Genomic DNA, 16,584 nt, shown 5'->3' on the forward strand with positions numbered 1-16,584 from the left:
GAAAGAATAAGATGGAACATTTTATAGTATCAGCGCGTAAATACCGACCACAGGTATTCAGTGATGTCGTAGGCCAGCAGGCCATTACGAATACACTGGAGAATGCTATAAAGAATGACCATTTGGCTCAAGCCTTGTTATTTACAGGCCCGAGAGGGGTGGGTAAAACAACCTGTGCCAGAATCCTTGCCAAGAGGATCAATCAGGAAAGTATTGACCAAAGCATGGAAGATGAGGATTTTGCCTTCAATATTTTTGAGTTGGATGCAGCTTCTAACAATTCGGTGGACGACATCAGGACGCTTACCGATCAGGTAAGGATTCCACCACAAGCAGGAAAATTTAAGGTGTATATCATAGATGAGGTTCACATGCTCTCTCAATCAGCCTTTAATGCCTTTCTAAAAACACTTGAGGAACCGCCTGCCCATGCCATTTTTATCTTGGCAACTACTGAAAAACACAAGATCATCCCTACGATTTTATCAAGATGTCAGATCTTCGATTTTAAACGTATCGGGGTGTTGGATATAAAAGAATACCTTCATAAAATAGCCAAGGGCGAAAAGGTTCAGGCCGAAGACGATGCCTTGCACATCATTGCTCAAAAGGCCGATGGGGCCCTTAGGGATGCCTTGTCTATCTTTGACCGGGTCGTTAGTTTTTCGGGTTCCACACTTGACAGAAAAGCTGTTTCTGATAATTTAAATGTGCTGGACCATGATGTTTATTTTCAGGTAACCGATTTGTTGGTAAGCAACAACATTCCTCAGGTACTGATCACTTTGAACAATATCATCACAATGGGATTTGAAGCCCATCACTTTATCATTGGACTTGCCTCGCATTTCAGAGATCTTCTGGTAGCAAAAGACGTGGCCACAGTCGATCTGCTTGAAGTTGGTGATAAAGCTAAAAAACAATATCTGGAACAATCCAAAAAATCTGATCTGAGGTTCCTGATGAAGGCCATAGATCTAGCAAATGACTGTGATCTGAAATTCAAAAGCAGCAAGAATCAACGGCTCCTTGTTGAGCTTACTTTAATGAAAATTGCTTCCATCACTTTTGATGGCAAAAAAAAAATCTAAACGATTTATAATTCCTTCATTTCACTTTTTAACTACAAACCCGGTTCAAAAAACTGAAGTCAAAGCAAAGGATATACCTGTTGTTAAAAAAAGTGTCAGCATCAACCAGCCTCCTGCGCCTTCAGTGAGTATTGTGGAAAAAACTGCTGAAACAAAACAAAATCGTGACAAGGAACTTATAAAACCAAAGCCTCCGGAGCTGAAACAAACGGGCCGTCGTAATTCAGCGCTTTCCTTATCGAGTTTAAAAAGAAACAAGGAGGAAGAAGCCATCCTTAAAAAGAAAAGGGAACAACGCGAAGAAATCAAAGACCTGCCTAAAGATCCTTTTACCCAAGCGAGGTTTCTGGAAGTATGGGATGCTTACGTGGAAGACCTGCACGAGAAAGGAGAAAAGATCCTGGCCTCCATCCTAAACGCAGACGCACCTAAGCTTAAGGGCCACCTGATCCATGTTTCATATCCAAATGAATTAATGAAGGTTGAACTTTTAAAGGTTCGGCCCCGGGTTCTGCGCTTTCTAAGAGAAAAATTGAACAACTTCGACATCGATTTTGAAATTACTGTCAATGAAGACCATACCAAGCGTTTTGCTTATACGCCTCAGGAAAAATATGAATTGCTCAAAGAGAAGAACGAGGCCATTGCTTTACTGAGAAAAAAATTTAATCTTGAACTTTGATCCAAAGATCATCCCTTCACCGTAAGCCTTAATACAGAGCAGGCTGAGCTGTCAGCAAATTTATCTTTATTCTGACCGAATAACACATTTTGCCAATTACCCTTTTCAGGAGTTCCTATAATCAAAAGGTCATACTCCGCAGAGGTTTCCGATATGGACTCTATGGGCTTTTTAGCTCGCTTAACAATTACATTTGACCTGGATGCAGCCTTTGAGAGCAGCATGTTTGAAGAGTTCTCAATCGAAGCCATGTCTTCGTCAGACATCTCTTCGGGTACCACGTGCAACAAGGTCAGGGAAGCTTTATAAAACTTACAAACACGATCGGCTATGGCTACAAAATTTTTATCTTTTCTTCCTGGTCGAAGCGCCACAACCACTTTACTGATATAACGGACACCATTATCCCTAAAAAGAGCGAAATCTGAATTCACATGGTCAACGAACCAGCCTATAGGATTTCTCACCAGCAGTCCTTTATGTGCCCTGGCATCCCACCCCATTACCATCCAGTCTGAATGAGTCTGATCACTTAATTCCTGTATGGTTTCTGAAAGATCATGGGTAACAACGGCCTCAAAATCAATCTTCACATTACGAGCCCTTGCCATTCCGGATATACGCCTGGCCAGGGAATGTATTTTTGGATTATCCTCCATCACGGCATCGAGAAAAGTCTGATTGGGCACTTCTGTAATATTCACGGCTTGAGTTACTTCCTTTTTGTTAAGTGCCGCGCCGATTTCGATCAACATTTCTGCTGATTTTTCATTGCCAAACAAAGGAATGACTACTCCCGCCTCTGAGGCTATTTGGCCGTCGAGTATCGATTTGTTGATTTTCGACATATCGAGGGTCTCCCTGCTTAATTTCTTGTTCTTTTTATACAAAAGGTATAGGGCCGGGCGGTGGCCATACTTTCTTAATATCCCTGTTCTTGCTGTCTTTTTCCCAATTTTTAAATAAATGAGATATCCGATCACCACGATGGTCAAAATGGCCAAAAGAGGCAATAGACCCAAAAATATCAAAAGGATAATCCCTGAAATAATACCGAAGATCTGTACAAAGGGATAAAGCGGAGATTTATAGCTGGGATTATACCACTGAGCCGAAGTTTCTCTTAAGATTACCACACAGATATTGACTGAGATAAACATCATGACCATAAAAGCACTGGCAAGCTTGGCAATTTTTACAACATCAAGAAACAAAATGACCAGGGTCATTACAATACAAGTGACAATGATTGACGTAACAGGTGTCAGGTATTTGCTGTGGATCTTCCCCATATAATCCGGAAGCAGTTTGTCCATAGCCATGGCAAAAGGAAAACGGGAAGCCGCCAGAACCCCTGAATTTGCCATGGAAATCAAGGTAATCACCCCTACAACAGCTGTGATAATACCGATTGTAGTTCCTCCGTTGATAAAAGCAATAGTATAGATAGGATGCAGATCTGTGGCCAGCTGCTCCATCGGAATGTTACCAACCAGTGCAAAAGCAACAAACACATAAATCAAAGTCATGATAAAAAGCGAAAGGAGCATGGCCCTGGGTAAATTTTTGCTGGGATTCTTTATTTCGCCCGCAATGGCAGCCACTTTAGTAACTCCCGCATAAGAAATATAAACAAATGCTACGGTGGCTATAAGGCCCGTCCCTCCATGAGAATAGAAAGGATCCAAATATTCAGGATTCACATTTGGCAAGCCAAAAATGAGCACCAATGCCAAAGTCACCAATGAAATACTCACAATGACCATTTGCACTTTTCCTACCTTTTTAATTCCGAAAATATTGAGTAAAAGAATAATGCCTAAAAAGAAAATGGCAATATACTTGGTCACGCCAAGTGAAACATTGGCCAAAACCGAAAGATAAGCCCCAAAGCCAACCAGGGCAAAAGAACTTTTGAGCAATAGTGACAGCCAAAGCCCCAGACCAGCTATGGTTCCAAAGATTGGCCCGAAGGCCCTTTCTATGTACAAATAAGTGCCTCCTGATGAAGGCATTGCAGTAGCCAATTCCGATTTTGACAGCGCCGCAGGTAATATACAAATGGCTGCCAATAAATAGGCCAGCCATACAGAAGATCCTGATTTTGCGGCAGCGATACCGGGAAGTACAAATATTCCGCTGCCAAGCATGCCTCCAATACTAATAGCGATGACTGAAGTCAAACTTAAACTGCGTTCTAACTTTTTCAAATTTCAAAATTTTCTCTAAAATAGACTTTTTTTAAGAACTACCCTAGTTGTTGACTGTGCATATGGAATTAAAATTTTAAATTTGCAACAATCGATTATCCGTTTAGAATCTCTATAGAAAAATTATGTTAGGACTGAAATTTGAAACCTCCACTTCATGGGTCGAAGTCGCGAAAAATGGCCTGGAACAAGTATTTACCGATCATGCTTTTGCCGAACAAAAAGCTGCTTCAAATGCCGTTTCCATCATTATCAACTATTCTGAGGAAACAGAACTGGTCAGGGCAATGAGTGATATTGCCATAGAAGAAATGGAGCATTTTAAAATGGTTCATGAATTTATGGTAGCCCGTGGAATGGTTTTGGGAAGAGAGCAAAAAAACGACTATGCCAAACATTTACATTCGTTTTTTCCAAAAACCAAAGACCGCACTGATGCCTTAATTCAAAGACTTCTCATTGCTGCCATGATCGAGGCCAGAAGTTGTGAAAGGTTCAAAGTGTTCTCAGAAAATATTGAAGACAAGGAGCTTGCTGATTTTTACAGGGATCTTATGGTCTCCGAAGCGAACCATTATACAGTGTTTCTTGGATTTGCCCGTCAGTATCAGGACAGACAGATCGTCGATAAAAAATGGGAAGGATTACTGGCTTATGAAGCTGAATTCATGAAAAACCGCGGCACAACAGCCAGGGTCCATGGATAACATTGACTAATTGATAAACCTGATCGAAAAAGGATAATGGGGCTCTTCCCCGTTATTTACCTTGATGGCATTGATCACAGGAAACACAAGGCAAATAATACCAATCGCAATTAAACCAAGGAATCCCAATCCGATCAAAAGAATTAAAGGCACGCAGATCAAAGCATACAGAAACATGCTCAATTGAAAATTAATGATGCCTTTACCCTGTTCATCCATATCGTAGATCTCATCTTTTTTACTGATCCAAATCACCAGGGGCACTATAAATCCGCCAAATCCTGTTACCAGGTCAAGCAACTGGCTTAAATGGGCTAGCATCAAGGTTTGTCTGTCTTCTCTCATCTTGGGTTTTCCTATTTGACGTAAAGGATTAAAAATTGTTACAGGCAAATAAAACGAAATGTATGTACCTTTGCCAAAATCTTAATTAAAGATTCTGTTTATGCAAGCGAGTTCAAGTATTTCAAATGATACGATTATTGCACTGGCCACACCATTTGGCGTGGGAGCCATCGCTGTAATCAGGTTATCGGGTTCGGGAGCCATTGAACTTGTCAATGATCATTTTCGACCAAAGTCAAAGCGTAAATCTTTGTCTAAAGTGGCTTCCCATACAGTACACCTGGGTTATATCACCGATGGTGAAAGAATCATTGATGAAGCATTAGTTACCGTTTTTAAAACACCTCATTCGTATACCGGAGAAAACGTGGTGGAAGTTTCCTGTCATGGCTCTGCTTATATCCAAAAGGAAGTCCTTCAATTATTTCTAAGTAAAGGAGCCAGGCATGCCGATGCAGGCGAATTTACGCTCAGGGCATTTTTAAACGGGAAGATGGATTTAAGTCAGGCCGAGGCTGTTGCCGATGTGATCGCATCTGACTCTCAGAGCTCTCATAGCATCGCCATGCAACAAATGAGAGGCGGCTTTTCAAATGAGATCGCCAATTTAAGGGCAGAACTGCTCAATTTTGCGTCACTTATCGAACTGGAACTTGACTTTTCTGAAGAGGATGTGGAGTTTGCCGACAGAACAGCATTTCAGGAATTGATCTCAAAAATCACTGAAGTGATCAAAAGGCTTATCGATTCCTTTGCTTTGGGCAATGTCTTGAAAAACGGAATTCCGGTGGCCATTGTCGGAGAACCCAATGTTGGGAAATCTACCTTGCTCAATGCACTTCTCAATGAAGAAAAAGCCATTGTAAGCGATATAGCCGGAACCACGCGCGATGCCATTGAAGATGAGATTGCACTCAGGGGTGTCACCTATAGGTTTATCGATACCGCCGGTATCAGGGAAACCCTCGATATTGTGGAGAATATTGGTATCAAAAAAACTTTTGAAAACATAGAAAAGGCCCAACTGGTGCTTCACCTTATCGATGCTGAAAAAATTATCGACCTGTCAGATTGGATTGCACAAACCAAGGAACTAAAACATCAATATCCCAACAAAAAAGTACTGACGATCATCAACAAAGCCGATACCCTTACCAATGATGAGGTTCAAAATATTCAAGCTGAACGACCTGAATGGATCCTGATTTCGGCCAAACACAAAACAGGACTGGATACCCTGCTCAACCACCTGACCAATCTGGTGAATACCGGTGCACTGAGCAACCAGCAAACCGTCGTAAGTAATTCGAGGCATTTTGAAGCGCTTAACAAGGCCTTCGAAGCCTTAAATGAAGTGCAGAAAGGCATGGACCAAAATATCTCCAGTGACCTGATGGCTATTGATATCAGACAGGCGCTGTTTCACCTGGGTGAGATCACAGGAGAAATCACCACCGATGACCTGCTGGGAAATATCTTTGCGAATTTCTGTATCGGGAAGTAACCAACACAGATAAATCTTATATCGATTCGATTTCTTGATTATTGAATCATTACATCTACTGACGAAGAACAAAGAGGTTTATCACTACTATTATTCTTTTACCCCAACCTCAAACAATACTCACTGGGTGTCATACCCAATACCTTTTTTACGTAACGCGTAAAAAACGACCGACTTGAAAATTCCATTTCATCGGCGATTTCGGTAATGTTCAGATGGACATGAGAGTCGATCAGGCCGGGCATCAGGGTACGACCGCCACCATCAATGACTGTAGCTCCTTTTGGTGCTTTGATTGATGAGTTAGAGACCTGCTTTATCAGGTAGTTTTCAATCAGCACATCTCCATCGGTCAGTGTTTCAGTGACTCCATCAAAAATCCTGACGTATATCTCTGATAACTAATTAAACAGGAACTTGACCATCAACTGAATCCGGTTTGCTCTTAAGAACATTCGCCAATCAAAGCGGAGTGCCTGCTGATATGGTGAAGCCTAACAAACAGGTGGGGGAACCTGTTGACTATCTATATGGGTATATGCCCGTCGATGGAAATTACCTGACCGCTGATCCGCACACCAACAGGGCTATCAAGGTAAAGCACGCAACCGGCAATGTCTTCCGGCGGAATAAAGGTGCGCATCGAGTTTGCGGAGAGCACATCCTTACGAACTTCTTCAACGCTGCGCTGCTCGGCTTCTGCCCGTGACGCAATCACTCGTTCCTGCCGCTCGCCGGAAATGGCACCGGGACAGATTGAATTGACGCGAATATTGTCAGGGCCGACCTCTGCCGCTAATGACTCGGTGAGCCCGAGCACACCTCGCTTAGCTGCGGAGTACGGCGTGCGATTCGGAAAGGCGTGCAGGCCCCCAACCGAAGACATGTTCACGATCAGTCCGCTCTTCTGGGCCTTCATTCCCGGCAGTACTTTGGCAATGCAATGGAATTGGGCCACGAGCCCAATATTCAGGACAGCGCGCACCTCATCAGGGGAGACCTTTTCGATGGGTGCCGTGGGGCCTGCGATACCGGCATTGTTCACCAGTGTGTCACAGCCACCAAGGAACTCAAGTGAACGGTCGAGCCAGGCGCTTAGATCGTCATCGTTACCAACATCGCAAACTTCGGCCAGTGCGCCAGGATGTATTTTTTTGAAGGCATTGATTTTGTCTTCATTGATGTCGCAGATAGCAACCTTCGCACCGATCTTCAGGTAAGCCTCGGCAATGACCTTACCGATTCCGTCAGCCGCTGCGGAAATGATAATTCGTTTGGTTTTTTCACTCATGACTGTTATTTCTGTTTTATGATATATATTTTAAAAATAAACAATTCCAATGCCATCCCAAAATTTAATTTTAATCTGAAGCAGGCAGTGGGCTTTTCTTTTGACATAATGAATCTTCATTATACATGTTCTTAATGTAATAACTCATTTACTGTTCAGCAAACCTTGCCAAAGACCCGTTTTTCAACCGGTTGCCTTAAGCCCCTCGATTGAAACAACCCCCCAGCTGTTGAGACCGACGAACATCAACTCCACCGCAAGACCCACTAGCAAGATGGCGATGATCTTGCCAAGAGTCAACATTACCGCAGGGCTCAGAACCTTGGCGATCCTCAGGCAGTTGCGCATGAATAAGTAATCAATCACCAAGATAATAGTTGTGCTGACAATAAGTGGGATAAGAGGAAGAAACCCTTCACTTTCCCCGACCAGACTAATAATAAGAATCAGGATGGCTGGTGAGGACATCAGGGGCATAGCCAGAGGATAGATGGCAATATTCGGAGAAAGGGAAATACTCCGGCCCTCCTGCTTTGCGCGCTCAGGGTCTTCCAGGATCGTTTGCATGGCGAATACGAGGAGAACCAGTGCTCCCCCAATTTGAAAGGCTGGAATAGATACCTTGAACATGTCTAGCGCAAATTCGCCAAGGACGATGAACGCCCCGAGGATCGAGGCAGCTGTCACAACAGCCTTTAATGCGATTTTACGAACCTCGGCCTCACTGGCTCCCGAGTTCGATGCGGCCGATGCCAGTACGACCGTCGGCTTGAGTGGGCCAATCACGGCCCACATCAGGATAAATAGTTCTATAGGATTAAACATATTAAATATCTTGTTTTATTAAAACCTCATCGAAGGATCTTCTGATCTCTCAGATCCTTGCTCCCATGGTAATGCCTGATCGTGGATCCCCTGAACTCCTTTATCTCAAGTGCTGCAAAAGTATTGATGATCATGTATTGCGTCGGCATATCTTCCCACCTTGCTTTATTGAAGGCCACCGAGCCTTTCCCCTGAAACACTTTGGTAACCTTGACGTTTGGATTGGCAGCGGGAGTCAACACCGGATAGGAAACATCTGCAATACCCCACTCGCCTGTGCGTGGCATATACTTATAATGGAGCATGCCCAACTGAACATCAGGGTCGACCGAAGGAGTCGTCTCGTCGACAATTACAGATTTCATGTCCTTGAGTTCCATATCCAGGAAGGTGAAGCCCAACCAACTTGCCGAAAAGCGGGTAGTTCCATTAAACTCCCATGGGTCAGGAAGCTCGCAATAGAGTTTGGAAAAACCGAGTTCCTCTCGTCCAGATATAATAGGGTCGGCCAAATCTTCCCACAAAACGGTTAGGAACGGCCCCATGGCACGATCCTCCTTTCCTTTAAAAACAACATTAAAGCTTACCCCAAGCATCTTGTAGCCACGCCCCGCCAGCCAGGGAATTCCACGCATGTCTGTAAGACAGACTGTTACTAACGGCTCCCCGGCAACAGAAAAACCTTCAGGACAAAGCGCCGCAAGCTGATCGGCATTCGACAGAAAGGTCACTGCCCAGTCCGTCTGCTTGGGCCATTCCTTGTTCTCTTCGTCGAACTTCCTTCCGTCCGGTCCCTGTCGGGGACCTGTAGAAGGGCCGAAGTGGGTGGGCATGCGGTAAATCTGATCGGGAAGATAGCTGTAGTGGTCTTGACTAATAGGTATATTTCTGGGGCACATGTTGTTTCTTTTTTAGATTCTAATATTTAATTAAAAGAAGGTCATTTTTGGTTTTTCAAATTCTTATGACATTAAGAATTTATAATTTTTTTACTTCCTTCAATGCTTCTTTCAGCGCTTTTTCAGCATCTTTATCGAGTTCTATCAGAAAGGATTTTGCTTCATATTCCGCCAGTTCTTCTGTGAATTCATCGATAGTTATCTGATCGCCAAGAATAATAAGAGCAGATGTATCAGGCAGTAATGAAGCCGCAAAGTCATCTAAAATAGGATCGTCAAATTCAATATTTTCATCAGCTCCTATCAGACCACCTACTGTCCCTCCATATGCAGCACCGGCGATCATTCCCGCAGGTCCAAAAAGTATTCCGAGCATACCGCCTAAAAGTGCGCCAAAACCAATACCTCCAGATACATTGCTGCTATCTTGTGCCCAGGTACTATGAACACGATAATTACCGCGCTTATTAACAGATATTTCCGCCACATCTCCTTCATCAAACCAAAGGTAAGAAGCATCGCTGTCTTCAATTTTGTCAAACGCTTTACGGGCTGATTTTTTCCCGTCGAATACAAATGATTTAAAATAAGTCATAATGTTAAATTTTAATGATTGAATATTTAATTTTAATTTAATTCGGCTGGTTCATTTTCTTGAATCTCTCATTGCAACCAGCCGAAATTATATTGCTGTATACTGAACATTTATTTTTACTCTTCAAATTCTTGTGACATTAAGAATTTATAATTTTTTTACTTCCTTCAATGCTTCTTTCAGCGCTTTTTCAGCATCTTTATCGAGTTCTATCAGAAAGGATTTTGCTTCATATTCCGCCAGCTCTTCTGTGAATTCATCGATAGTTATCTGATCGCCAAGAATAATAAGAGCAGATGTATCAGGCAGTAATGAGGCCGCAAAGTCATCCAAAATAGGATCGTTGAATTCAATATTGTCATCAGCTCCTATCAGACCACCTAATGTCCCTCCATATGCAGCACCGGCGATCATTCCCGCAGGTCCAAAAAGTATTCCGAGCATACCTCCCAAAAGTGCGCCAAAACCAATACCTCCAGGTACATTGCTGCTATCTTGTGCCCAGGTACTATGAACACGATAATTACCGCGCTTATTAACAGATATTTCCGCCACATCTCCTTCATCTAACCAAAGGTAAGAAGCATCGCTGTCTTCAATTTTATTATACGCTTTACGGGCTGATTTTTTCCCGTCGAATACAAATGATTTAAAATAAGTCATAATGTTAAATTTTAATGATTGAATATTTAATTTTAATTTAATTCGGCTGGTTCATTTTCTTGAATCTCTCATTGCAACCAGCCGAAATTATATTGCTGTATACTGAACATTTATTTTTACTCTTCAAATTCTTGTGACATTAAGAATTTATAATTTTTTTACTTCCTTCAATGCTTCTTTCAGTGCTTTTTCAGCATCTTTATCGAGTTCTATCAGAAAGGATTTTGCTTCATATTCCGCCAGCTCTTCTGTGAATTCATCGATAGTTATCTGATCGCCAAGAATAATAAGAGCAGATGTATCAGGCAGTAATGAAGCCGCAAAGTCATCCAAAATAGGATCGTCGAATTCAATATTTTCATCAGCTCCTATCAGACCACCTAATGTCCCTCCATATGCAGCACCGGCGATCAAACCAGCAGGTCCAAAAAGTGTTCCGAGCATACCTCCTAAAAGTGCGCCAAAACCAATACCTCCAGGTACATTGCTGCTATCTTGTGCCCAGGTACTATGAACACGATAATTACCGCGCTTATTAACAGATATTTCCGCCACATCTCCTTCATCTAACCAAAGGTAAGAAGCATCGCTGTCTTCAATTTTATTATACGCTTTACGGGCTGATTTTTTCCCGTCGAATACAAATGATTTAAAATATGTCATAATGTTAAATTTTTAATGATTGAATATTTAATTTTAATTTAATTCGGCTGGTTCATTTTCTTGAATCTCTCATTACAACCTGCCGAAATTATATTGCTGTATACTGAACATTTATTTTTACTCTTCAAATTCTTGTGACATTAGCAATTTTTTATTTTTTCGCTTGTTTCAAAGCCTTCTTCAATAATGCTTCGGTATCTTTGTCAAGTTCTGTTACAAAAGATTTAAATTCGTAATCAACCAGTTTTTTTGTTCACTTCGGTTGAATCCATTTCTGAGAAAATCAATCGTCACCAACCATTCTTACCGCCCATTTTTTTAAGGCTTATTTAGTTGTGGACAACGTTAAATTTCGAAAATTTGGATTTCTTCTCCTTTGCATTTAATAAACCTGACAAAGCAACTACCTGCTTTGATTTTAATGACTTCTGCCATTCTTTCTGCATATATAGTTTAAACAGAAGCCAATGAAGCGTAACATTTCATTTTTGCCAAAATCACGCTTTATTGGCTTTTGTTCATCCCCAAAGGCATGTTTACTTCATTCAAAAACATTTATGCTTTAGTCGATTAAATCCAAGGCCTTATCGTAATGATCAAGGGCCTTATCGTAATGCTTATCTGCACGATCATCTTTTCCATCTGCATATGAATCAATGCTCTTCTGAAGTTCAGTATTACCCTTGTCGATTTCATCGGCGGCCTTTGCATAATCATCTTCCACTGCCTGAGCCAGATGGTCCGCAACTTTTTGCAGCAAGTCAAGACCTTTTGCCAAATGCTTTTCGGCTGAATCATCTTTGTCTTTTGCAAAAGCGTTATCTGCCTTTTGAAATTGTCGAAATGCTCTTGACATATCAACGTTTGCTTCGAAAATTTGAATTTTTTCACCCATTTTTTAAATATTTAATTGTTAATAATGTGGGTAGTTATTTTTTTTACATACCCGGTTAATTTTGAAGTCATCTTACCATATCCTTTCGGTATAAAGAACATTGTTAAAACAGCCTTCGTTTATTGAATAATTACTTTATCATTTTTTATTGCTAAACTAAAACCCAAACGTATAATAGTCGCTCATGCAATCCTTCAAAGATCCCTTGACAACGTTGTTGCACTGTCAATTCGGGCTTTAGTCAAAAAAGCCGAGAGCCTTGTCATAGTAATCCAGGGCATTGGAGTAGTGTTTTGCAGCACTATCGTCATTTCCATCGGCGTATTCATCAATACTCTTCTGGAGTTCCTTGTTTCCCTTATCGATTTCAATGCTGGCTTTCTGATAGTTAGCATCTTCGGCTTTAGATAAATGATCCAGTGCCTTTTCGAAGAAGTCCAACCCTTTTGACAAATGCTTTTCCGCGGATTCGTCCTTGTCGTTTACATAAGCGTTATCAGCCAGTTGAAATTGTCGAAATGCTTTTGACATGTTGACGGATGCTCTGTCAATTTGATAATCCATTTTCACCTCTGCTTTCTGCTCGGTACATGCATTACCAACCAATAGTACCAACGCAAATAACGCCAGTAATACATAATTCATTTTTTTCATAATAGATTTGTATTTAATTAAAAAAAAATTAAAAGCCTCATATACAATAGTTATTCATATGTTATACAGACTTACGTGATCTCTAGATTTGTTTTTTTTTCTTTAAATTAGTTTTGTGTCTTGTTCTATTGACACTTATTCATTTGTCTTTCAATAATAGCCGGTTCAGGCAAGTCCAACCTTAACATCCTGAACGATTCGCAGGCCAATGAACTGACACAGTGCGTTTTTGCCGCCTCTGATTCCACTCCTTCGGCTTTCCTTCGTCCTGGGCTGTACCAATGCTTTAGCCCATTAATTCCAATGCCTGGTCATAGTAATCCAGGGCATTGTTGTAGTGTCTTGCACCACTATTGTCATTTCCATCGGCGTATTCATCAATGCTCTTCTGAAGTTGAGTATTGCCCTTGTCGATTTCATCGGCGGCCTTTGTGTAATCATCTTCCACTGCCTTAGACAGATGGTCCGCAACTTTTTGGAGCAAATCAAGACCTTTTGCCAAATGCTCTTCGGCTAAATCGTCTTTGTCTTTTACAAAAGCGTTATCCGCCTTTTGAAATTGTCGAAATGCTCTTGACATATCAACGTTCGCTTCGAAACTTTGAATTTTTTCACCCATTTTTATATTGTTTTAATGTTAATAATAGTGGGAACATATTTTTTTGAATATATATTCCTTTAGTTTTAATTAATTGTATGATTTGAATGTTTTTTATTGATTCTGTCTGATCTTGTGAATTTGTTTTTCAACTGTTGCTAAATGAGGCAATAACATTATAAATTCCGGCAAACACAAGTACGGTGCCAAACCAAATGGCCAGCGTTAACCCGGCAAAAAGCGGGTTAAACATAAATATAGTAGACGAAATGAAAATTAGTATTCCAAATGCAATCTTCATACCTCTATTAACTTTATCCGAGAATGCGTCGACAAATAACAGAATGCCATAAAAAGCTCCCCAGAATCCGACTACGAAGGGCAACACGGCAGCAGTTACACCTGGGTTTGCCATAAGGATAAATCCAAAAAAGATATCAATAATACCTTCAAATACACGCCAACCCCAGTTGTCGAGAACTCCTCTTGCTAAAAACCCCTGAACGACGATCACGATACCTGCGACAATCATTCCAATTCCGATATAGACAGCCCAGGCAAGCATAGTTCCACCAGGACTCATAAAGACCAGAATAGCCAATAAGATTAATAAGATTCCCTTGAATAATTGAAAATACCTGTTTGTTGCATATTGATTTTCCATTTTGTTTTTATTTTTAAATTTGGTTCATTGATATGTTTTTGAAATAATCTATAATTAGCCCTGCCAACCCTATAATCGTATAATGAAAACGATGATAGGGTCAGACCGGGCAATGATTCAGCCAATTTCGACCGTGCCATCCTCAGACACATTGATCGGATCACCGGTTTTCACCGCTTCCAGGAAGTCCGGGCCCAGGAGGTCGATGGTGATGATGCGATAATCCATCCAGATATCCGCCATCAACAGTCCTCCGATTGCCAAAGAGTCAACATGATTGGCGAAAAGCATGGCTTTGGGTGCAAGCCCCATCTTGGCTACCCCCATCAGGACGAAGCCTCCGGTTGTTGAGCCTATGGTCTGGGGCAGACAGAGAATGGCCCCGTTCAGGTCTTTATTGTACAAGTCTTTATTGTCTCCATCGGTGCAAAGCGCTTTGTCGGTCACACCTCCGATAACATTTGCTTTGTAAGTGGAAAGTGTGTTGAGTCCGATATGTGAAACCGTCGCTAATCCTTCAATTTTTCCAGGAAGAATCGGGCGCCCTTTAAATGTTCTCTTTGCCATCTTAAATGTATTTTTAAATTAATTTTTATCTTATGTAATTATTCAGTTGTTATTTTTGTCATATTCCGGTTTAACTGACCGGAGTGCTGTACCACCTTCATACTGCTTCCTCAGGTATCTCTCCCGAAAGGACAATCTCCAGTATGTCTTCATCCCTGAAGAATCGTGAGTTGGTGTACTCGCGAGCCTTGTTTGAATTAGTTACGGCGAATTCTGTCTTGGTGATTCCGGGAATGCCCAGAAAGGTGAGTGGACAACTATTTGTAAATGTAATACCAGCGCGTATCATGTCTCGGACCAGCTCAGGGTGCTTATCCATGAAATGGTCTTTCACAAGTGTTGAGCAGAGCAGGTGTAGTGGAATGGCCACTCTTTCTTGGCCTCTGTTAGACAATTCATGGGTAACCTTCATGCCCCAGTCATAGAGTTGGTGAAACGAATTATGAGGACAGCCTACAAAGGCTCTTGTCGGCTTGGCATCCTTCTGTGTCCATAGATTGGGATAGTGTTTTCTGACCTGTTCGATTATTTCATCATCAATAACATAGGTCTTGTAGTCTTTCGCCAATAGCTTGCGCCCCTCGTCAATAGCATCCGGTGTAATATTCTCCACGTGATAAAGACCGACGGCCCCGTTAGTGGCAGTTGCAGCACCCATATCCTTGAGCTTACCCATTGATATTCCGTCTACCTGGCCCAGGTACTTATCAATTCCGACAATGTAAGGTACATCCTCCATAACCTTCATTCCGATAGCACCGCCAAGTACTGACCAGTTTGGTTCGCCCTTGGTTTTCACCTCGATCAACCATTTTGCCTTTCGTCCCTCATCGGTCATAAGACCAAAATAGGGAGCTTTCCCGAGAATGTTACAGAGCATCTCTATACCGCCAGAATTACGGTTGGAACGGGCACCAAGCACTGAATTGGCATAGTTTACCGCGGAAGATTCAGACCAGGCCAAATTTGTTCCATGTGCTGGTGCATTGCCCACCTCTGGCCAGTAACATGCACAACTCCAGTAGTTATAGTTCTTTGCTCCCAGCCGAACATGCATTTTTTCAAGCTCGGTCTGTGTGCTGAACATCGATTGTAATTTCAACTGATGCTCCGGATCAACTTCAACATTATAGAAGTCATAAGGCCGTGGGTTAATGGTGTATTCAGCATAAGTCTTCAGGCCTGCGTCTGCACATTCATTAAGGATGTCAATAACAGGTGTAACAGCTGGTGTGCCGCCCAGCAGAACTGTGTGTGGATTCCCCCCGAGGTCGACCAGCTTGCTTGCACCAAAGGCCTCACCATAAGCGATAACCGTCTTCATTACTTTAGACAGCACCTCGCCCTTCTTACCATCGTAAATGTCTTGTTCTTCCTGTGTTAGCTTCATCTTGGGCTTTGGAGCACTGGGATCGTGCTTGACATCGGCGCGTGAGTGACCGGTACCTGTGCACATTGCGCCGTGAGGATCCGCCCCGATCTCCAGGTGTTTATCCAGCTCTTCATCACCTGTTAGGATCGTTATATTCTTAGCGTAAATCGTCAAATTTTCCATTTTTAATTCTTTTTCCATTTTTAATGGGTTTTATATGTGAAATAATTAATTGATTTCATTTTTTTTATTTTTATCTAATAAACTAGTAGTATATGACTTGAAACAGTTCAGCCAGATTGGGTCTTTGCACCCGATCTGGGAGCATGGGGCTCCCCGTGCCGGTGATTACCGGAAAC

At 41.9% G+C, this 16,584-nt stretch carries 17 protein-coding genes and 1 pseudogene; 3 read left to right on the forward strand and 15 right to left on the reverse strand.

The annotated features are described in order from the left end of the window. Positions 1 to 11 precede the first annotated feature (11 nt). A pseudogene (locus tag AABB81_RS07530) lies at positions 12 to 1,773 on the forward strand (DNA polymerase III subunit gamma/tau). Positions 1,774 to 1,781: 8 nt separating this feature from the next. Here the strand turns inward: AABB81_RS07530 and AABB81_RS07535 are convergent. Then, positions 1,782 to 3,983 (reverse strand): amino acid permease, encoded by a 2,202-nt coding sequence (locus AABB81_RS07535; protein ID WP_342159687.1) that lies wholly within the window; start codon positions 3,981 to 3,983, stop codon positions 1,782 to 1,784. 125 nt (positions 3,984 to 4,108) lie between these two features. Between AABB81_RS07535 and AABB81_RS07540 the strand changes: the two genes are divergently transcribed. Further along, positions 4,109 to 4,690: a MiaE family protein gene (locus AABB81_RS07540; RefSeq protein WP_342159688.1), complete on the forward strand. Its 582-nt coding sequence runs from the start codon at positions 4,109 to 4,111 to the stop codon at positions 4,688 to 4,690. Positions 4,691 to 4,696: 6 nt separating this feature from the next. On the opposite strand, the gene AABB81_RS07545 is transcribed toward AABB81_RS07540, so the two are convergent. Further along, a complete protein-coding gene (locus AABB81_RS07545) occupies positions 4,697 to 5,035 on the reverse strand; it encodes a DUF4870 domain-containing protein (RefSeq protein ID WP_342159689.1) in 339 nt (112 codons plus the stop codon). Between the two features lie 100 nt (positions 5,036 to 5,135). Between AABB81_RS07545 and mnmE the strand changes: the two genes are divergently transcribed. After that, positions 5,136 to 6,539 (forward strand): tRNA uridine-5-carboxymethylaminomethyl(34) synthesis GTPase MnmE, encoded by a 1,404-nt coding sequence (gene mnmE, locus AABB81_RS07550; RefSeq protein WP_342159690.1) that lies wholly within the window; start codon positions 5,136 to 5,138, stop codon positions 6,537 to 6,539. Between the two features lie 98 nt (positions 6,540 to 6,637). Here mnmE and AABB81_RS16075 read toward each other — a convergent pair whose 3' ends face one another. The 13 genes from AABB81_RS16075 to AABB81_RS07610 form a co-directional block, all read right to left on the reverse strand. Next, on the reverse strand, positions 6,638 to 6,784 hold the full coding sequence (locus AABB81_RS16075) for an AraC family transcriptional regulator (RefSeq protein WP_425287340.1): 147 nt from the start codon (positions 6,782 to 6,784) through the stop codon (positions 6,638 to 6,640). A 281-nt stretch (positions 6,785 to 7,065) separates the two neighbouring features. Beyond that, complete coding sequence (locus AABB81_RS07555) at positions 7,066 to 7,830, reverse strand: SDR family oxidoreductase (RefSeq protein ID WP_342159691.1); 765 nt, start codon at positions 7,828 to 7,830, stop codon at positions 7,066 to 7,068. A gap of 183 nt (positions 7,831 to 8,013) precedes the next feature. After that, positions 8,014 to 8,655, reverse strand: coding sequence for a MarC family protein (locus tag AABB81_RS07560; protein ID WP_342159693.1), 642 nt, complete (start codon positions 8,653 to 8,655; stop codon positions 8,014 to 8,016). Positions 8,656 to 8,681: 26 nt separating this feature from the next. Next, on the reverse strand, positions 8,682 to 9,554 hold the full coding sequence (locus AABB81_RS07565) for an acetoacetate decarboxylase family protein (protein ID WP_342159694.1): 873 nt from the start codon (positions 9,552 to 9,554) through the stop codon (positions 8,682 to 8,684). A gap of 79 nt (positions 9,555 to 9,633) precedes the next feature. Further along, on the reverse strand, positions 9,634 to 10,149 hold the full coding sequence (locus AABB81_RS07570) for a DUF1269 domain-containing protein (RefSeq protein WP_342159696.1): 516 nt from the start codon (positions 10,147 to 10,149) through the stop codon (positions 9,634 to 9,636). Between the two features lie 147 nt (positions 10,150 to 10,296). After that, on the reverse strand, positions 10,297 to 10,812 hold the full coding sequence (locus tag AABB81_RS07575; RefSeq protein WP_342159698.1) for a DUF1269 domain-containing protein: 516 nt from the start codon (positions 10,810 to 10,812) through the stop codon (positions 10,297 to 10,299). Between the two features lie 147 nt (positions 10,813 to 10,959). Next, positions 10,960 to 11,475 (reverse strand): DUF1269 domain-containing protein, encoded by a 516-nt coding sequence (locus tag AABB81_RS07580; protein ID WP_342159699.1) that lies wholly within the window; start codon positions 11,473 to 11,475, stop codon positions 10,960 to 10,962. A 562-nt stretch (positions 11,476 to 12,037) separates the two neighbouring features. Further along, on the reverse strand, positions 12,038 to 12,370 hold the full coding sequence (locus AABB81_RS07585; protein WP_342159701.1) for a hypothetical protein: 333 nt from the start codon (positions 12,368 to 12,370) through the stop codon (positions 12,038 to 12,040). Between the two features lie 237 nt (positions 12,371 to 12,607). Further along, complete coding sequence (locus AABB81_RS07590) at positions 12,608 to 12,934, reverse strand: hypothetical protein (protein ID WP_342159702.1); 327 nt, start codon at positions 12,932 to 12,934, stop codon at positions 12,608 to 12,610. Between the two features lie 376 nt (positions 12,935 to 13,310). Continuing rightward, positions 13,311 to 13,643: a hypothetical protein gene (locus tag AABB81_RS07595; protein ID WP_342159704.1), complete on the reverse strand. Its 333-nt coding sequence runs from the start codon at positions 13,641 to 13,643 to the stop codon at positions 13,311 to 13,313. Positions 13,644 to 13,770: 127 nt separating this feature from the next. Then, on the reverse strand, positions 13,771 to 14,286 hold the full coding sequence (locus tag AABB81_RS07600) for an HdeD family acid-resistance protein (protein WP_342159705.1): 516 nt from the start codon (positions 14,284 to 14,286) through the stop codon (positions 13,771 to 13,773). Positions 14,287 to 14,403: 117 nt separating this feature from the next. Beyond that, on the reverse strand, positions 14,404 to 14,853 hold the full coding sequence (locus AABB81_RS07605; protein WP_342159706.1) for an aconitase X swivel domain-containing protein: 450 nt from the start codon (positions 14,851 to 14,853) through the stop codon (positions 14,404 to 14,406). A 97-nt stretch (positions 14,854 to 14,950) separates the two neighbouring features. Further along, complete coding sequence (locus AABB81_RS07610) at positions 14,951 to 16,426, reverse strand: aconitase X (protein ID WP_342159708.1); 1,476 nt, start codon at positions 16,424 to 16,426, stop codon at positions 14,951 to 14,953. Between the last annotated feature and the right edge of the window lie 158 nt (positions 16,427 to 16,584).

This window comes from Lutimonas vermicola (assembly GCF_038433205.1).
GTDB lineage: Bacteria > Bacteroidota > Bacteroidia > Flavobacteriales > Flavobacteriaceae > Lutimonas > Lutimonas vermicola.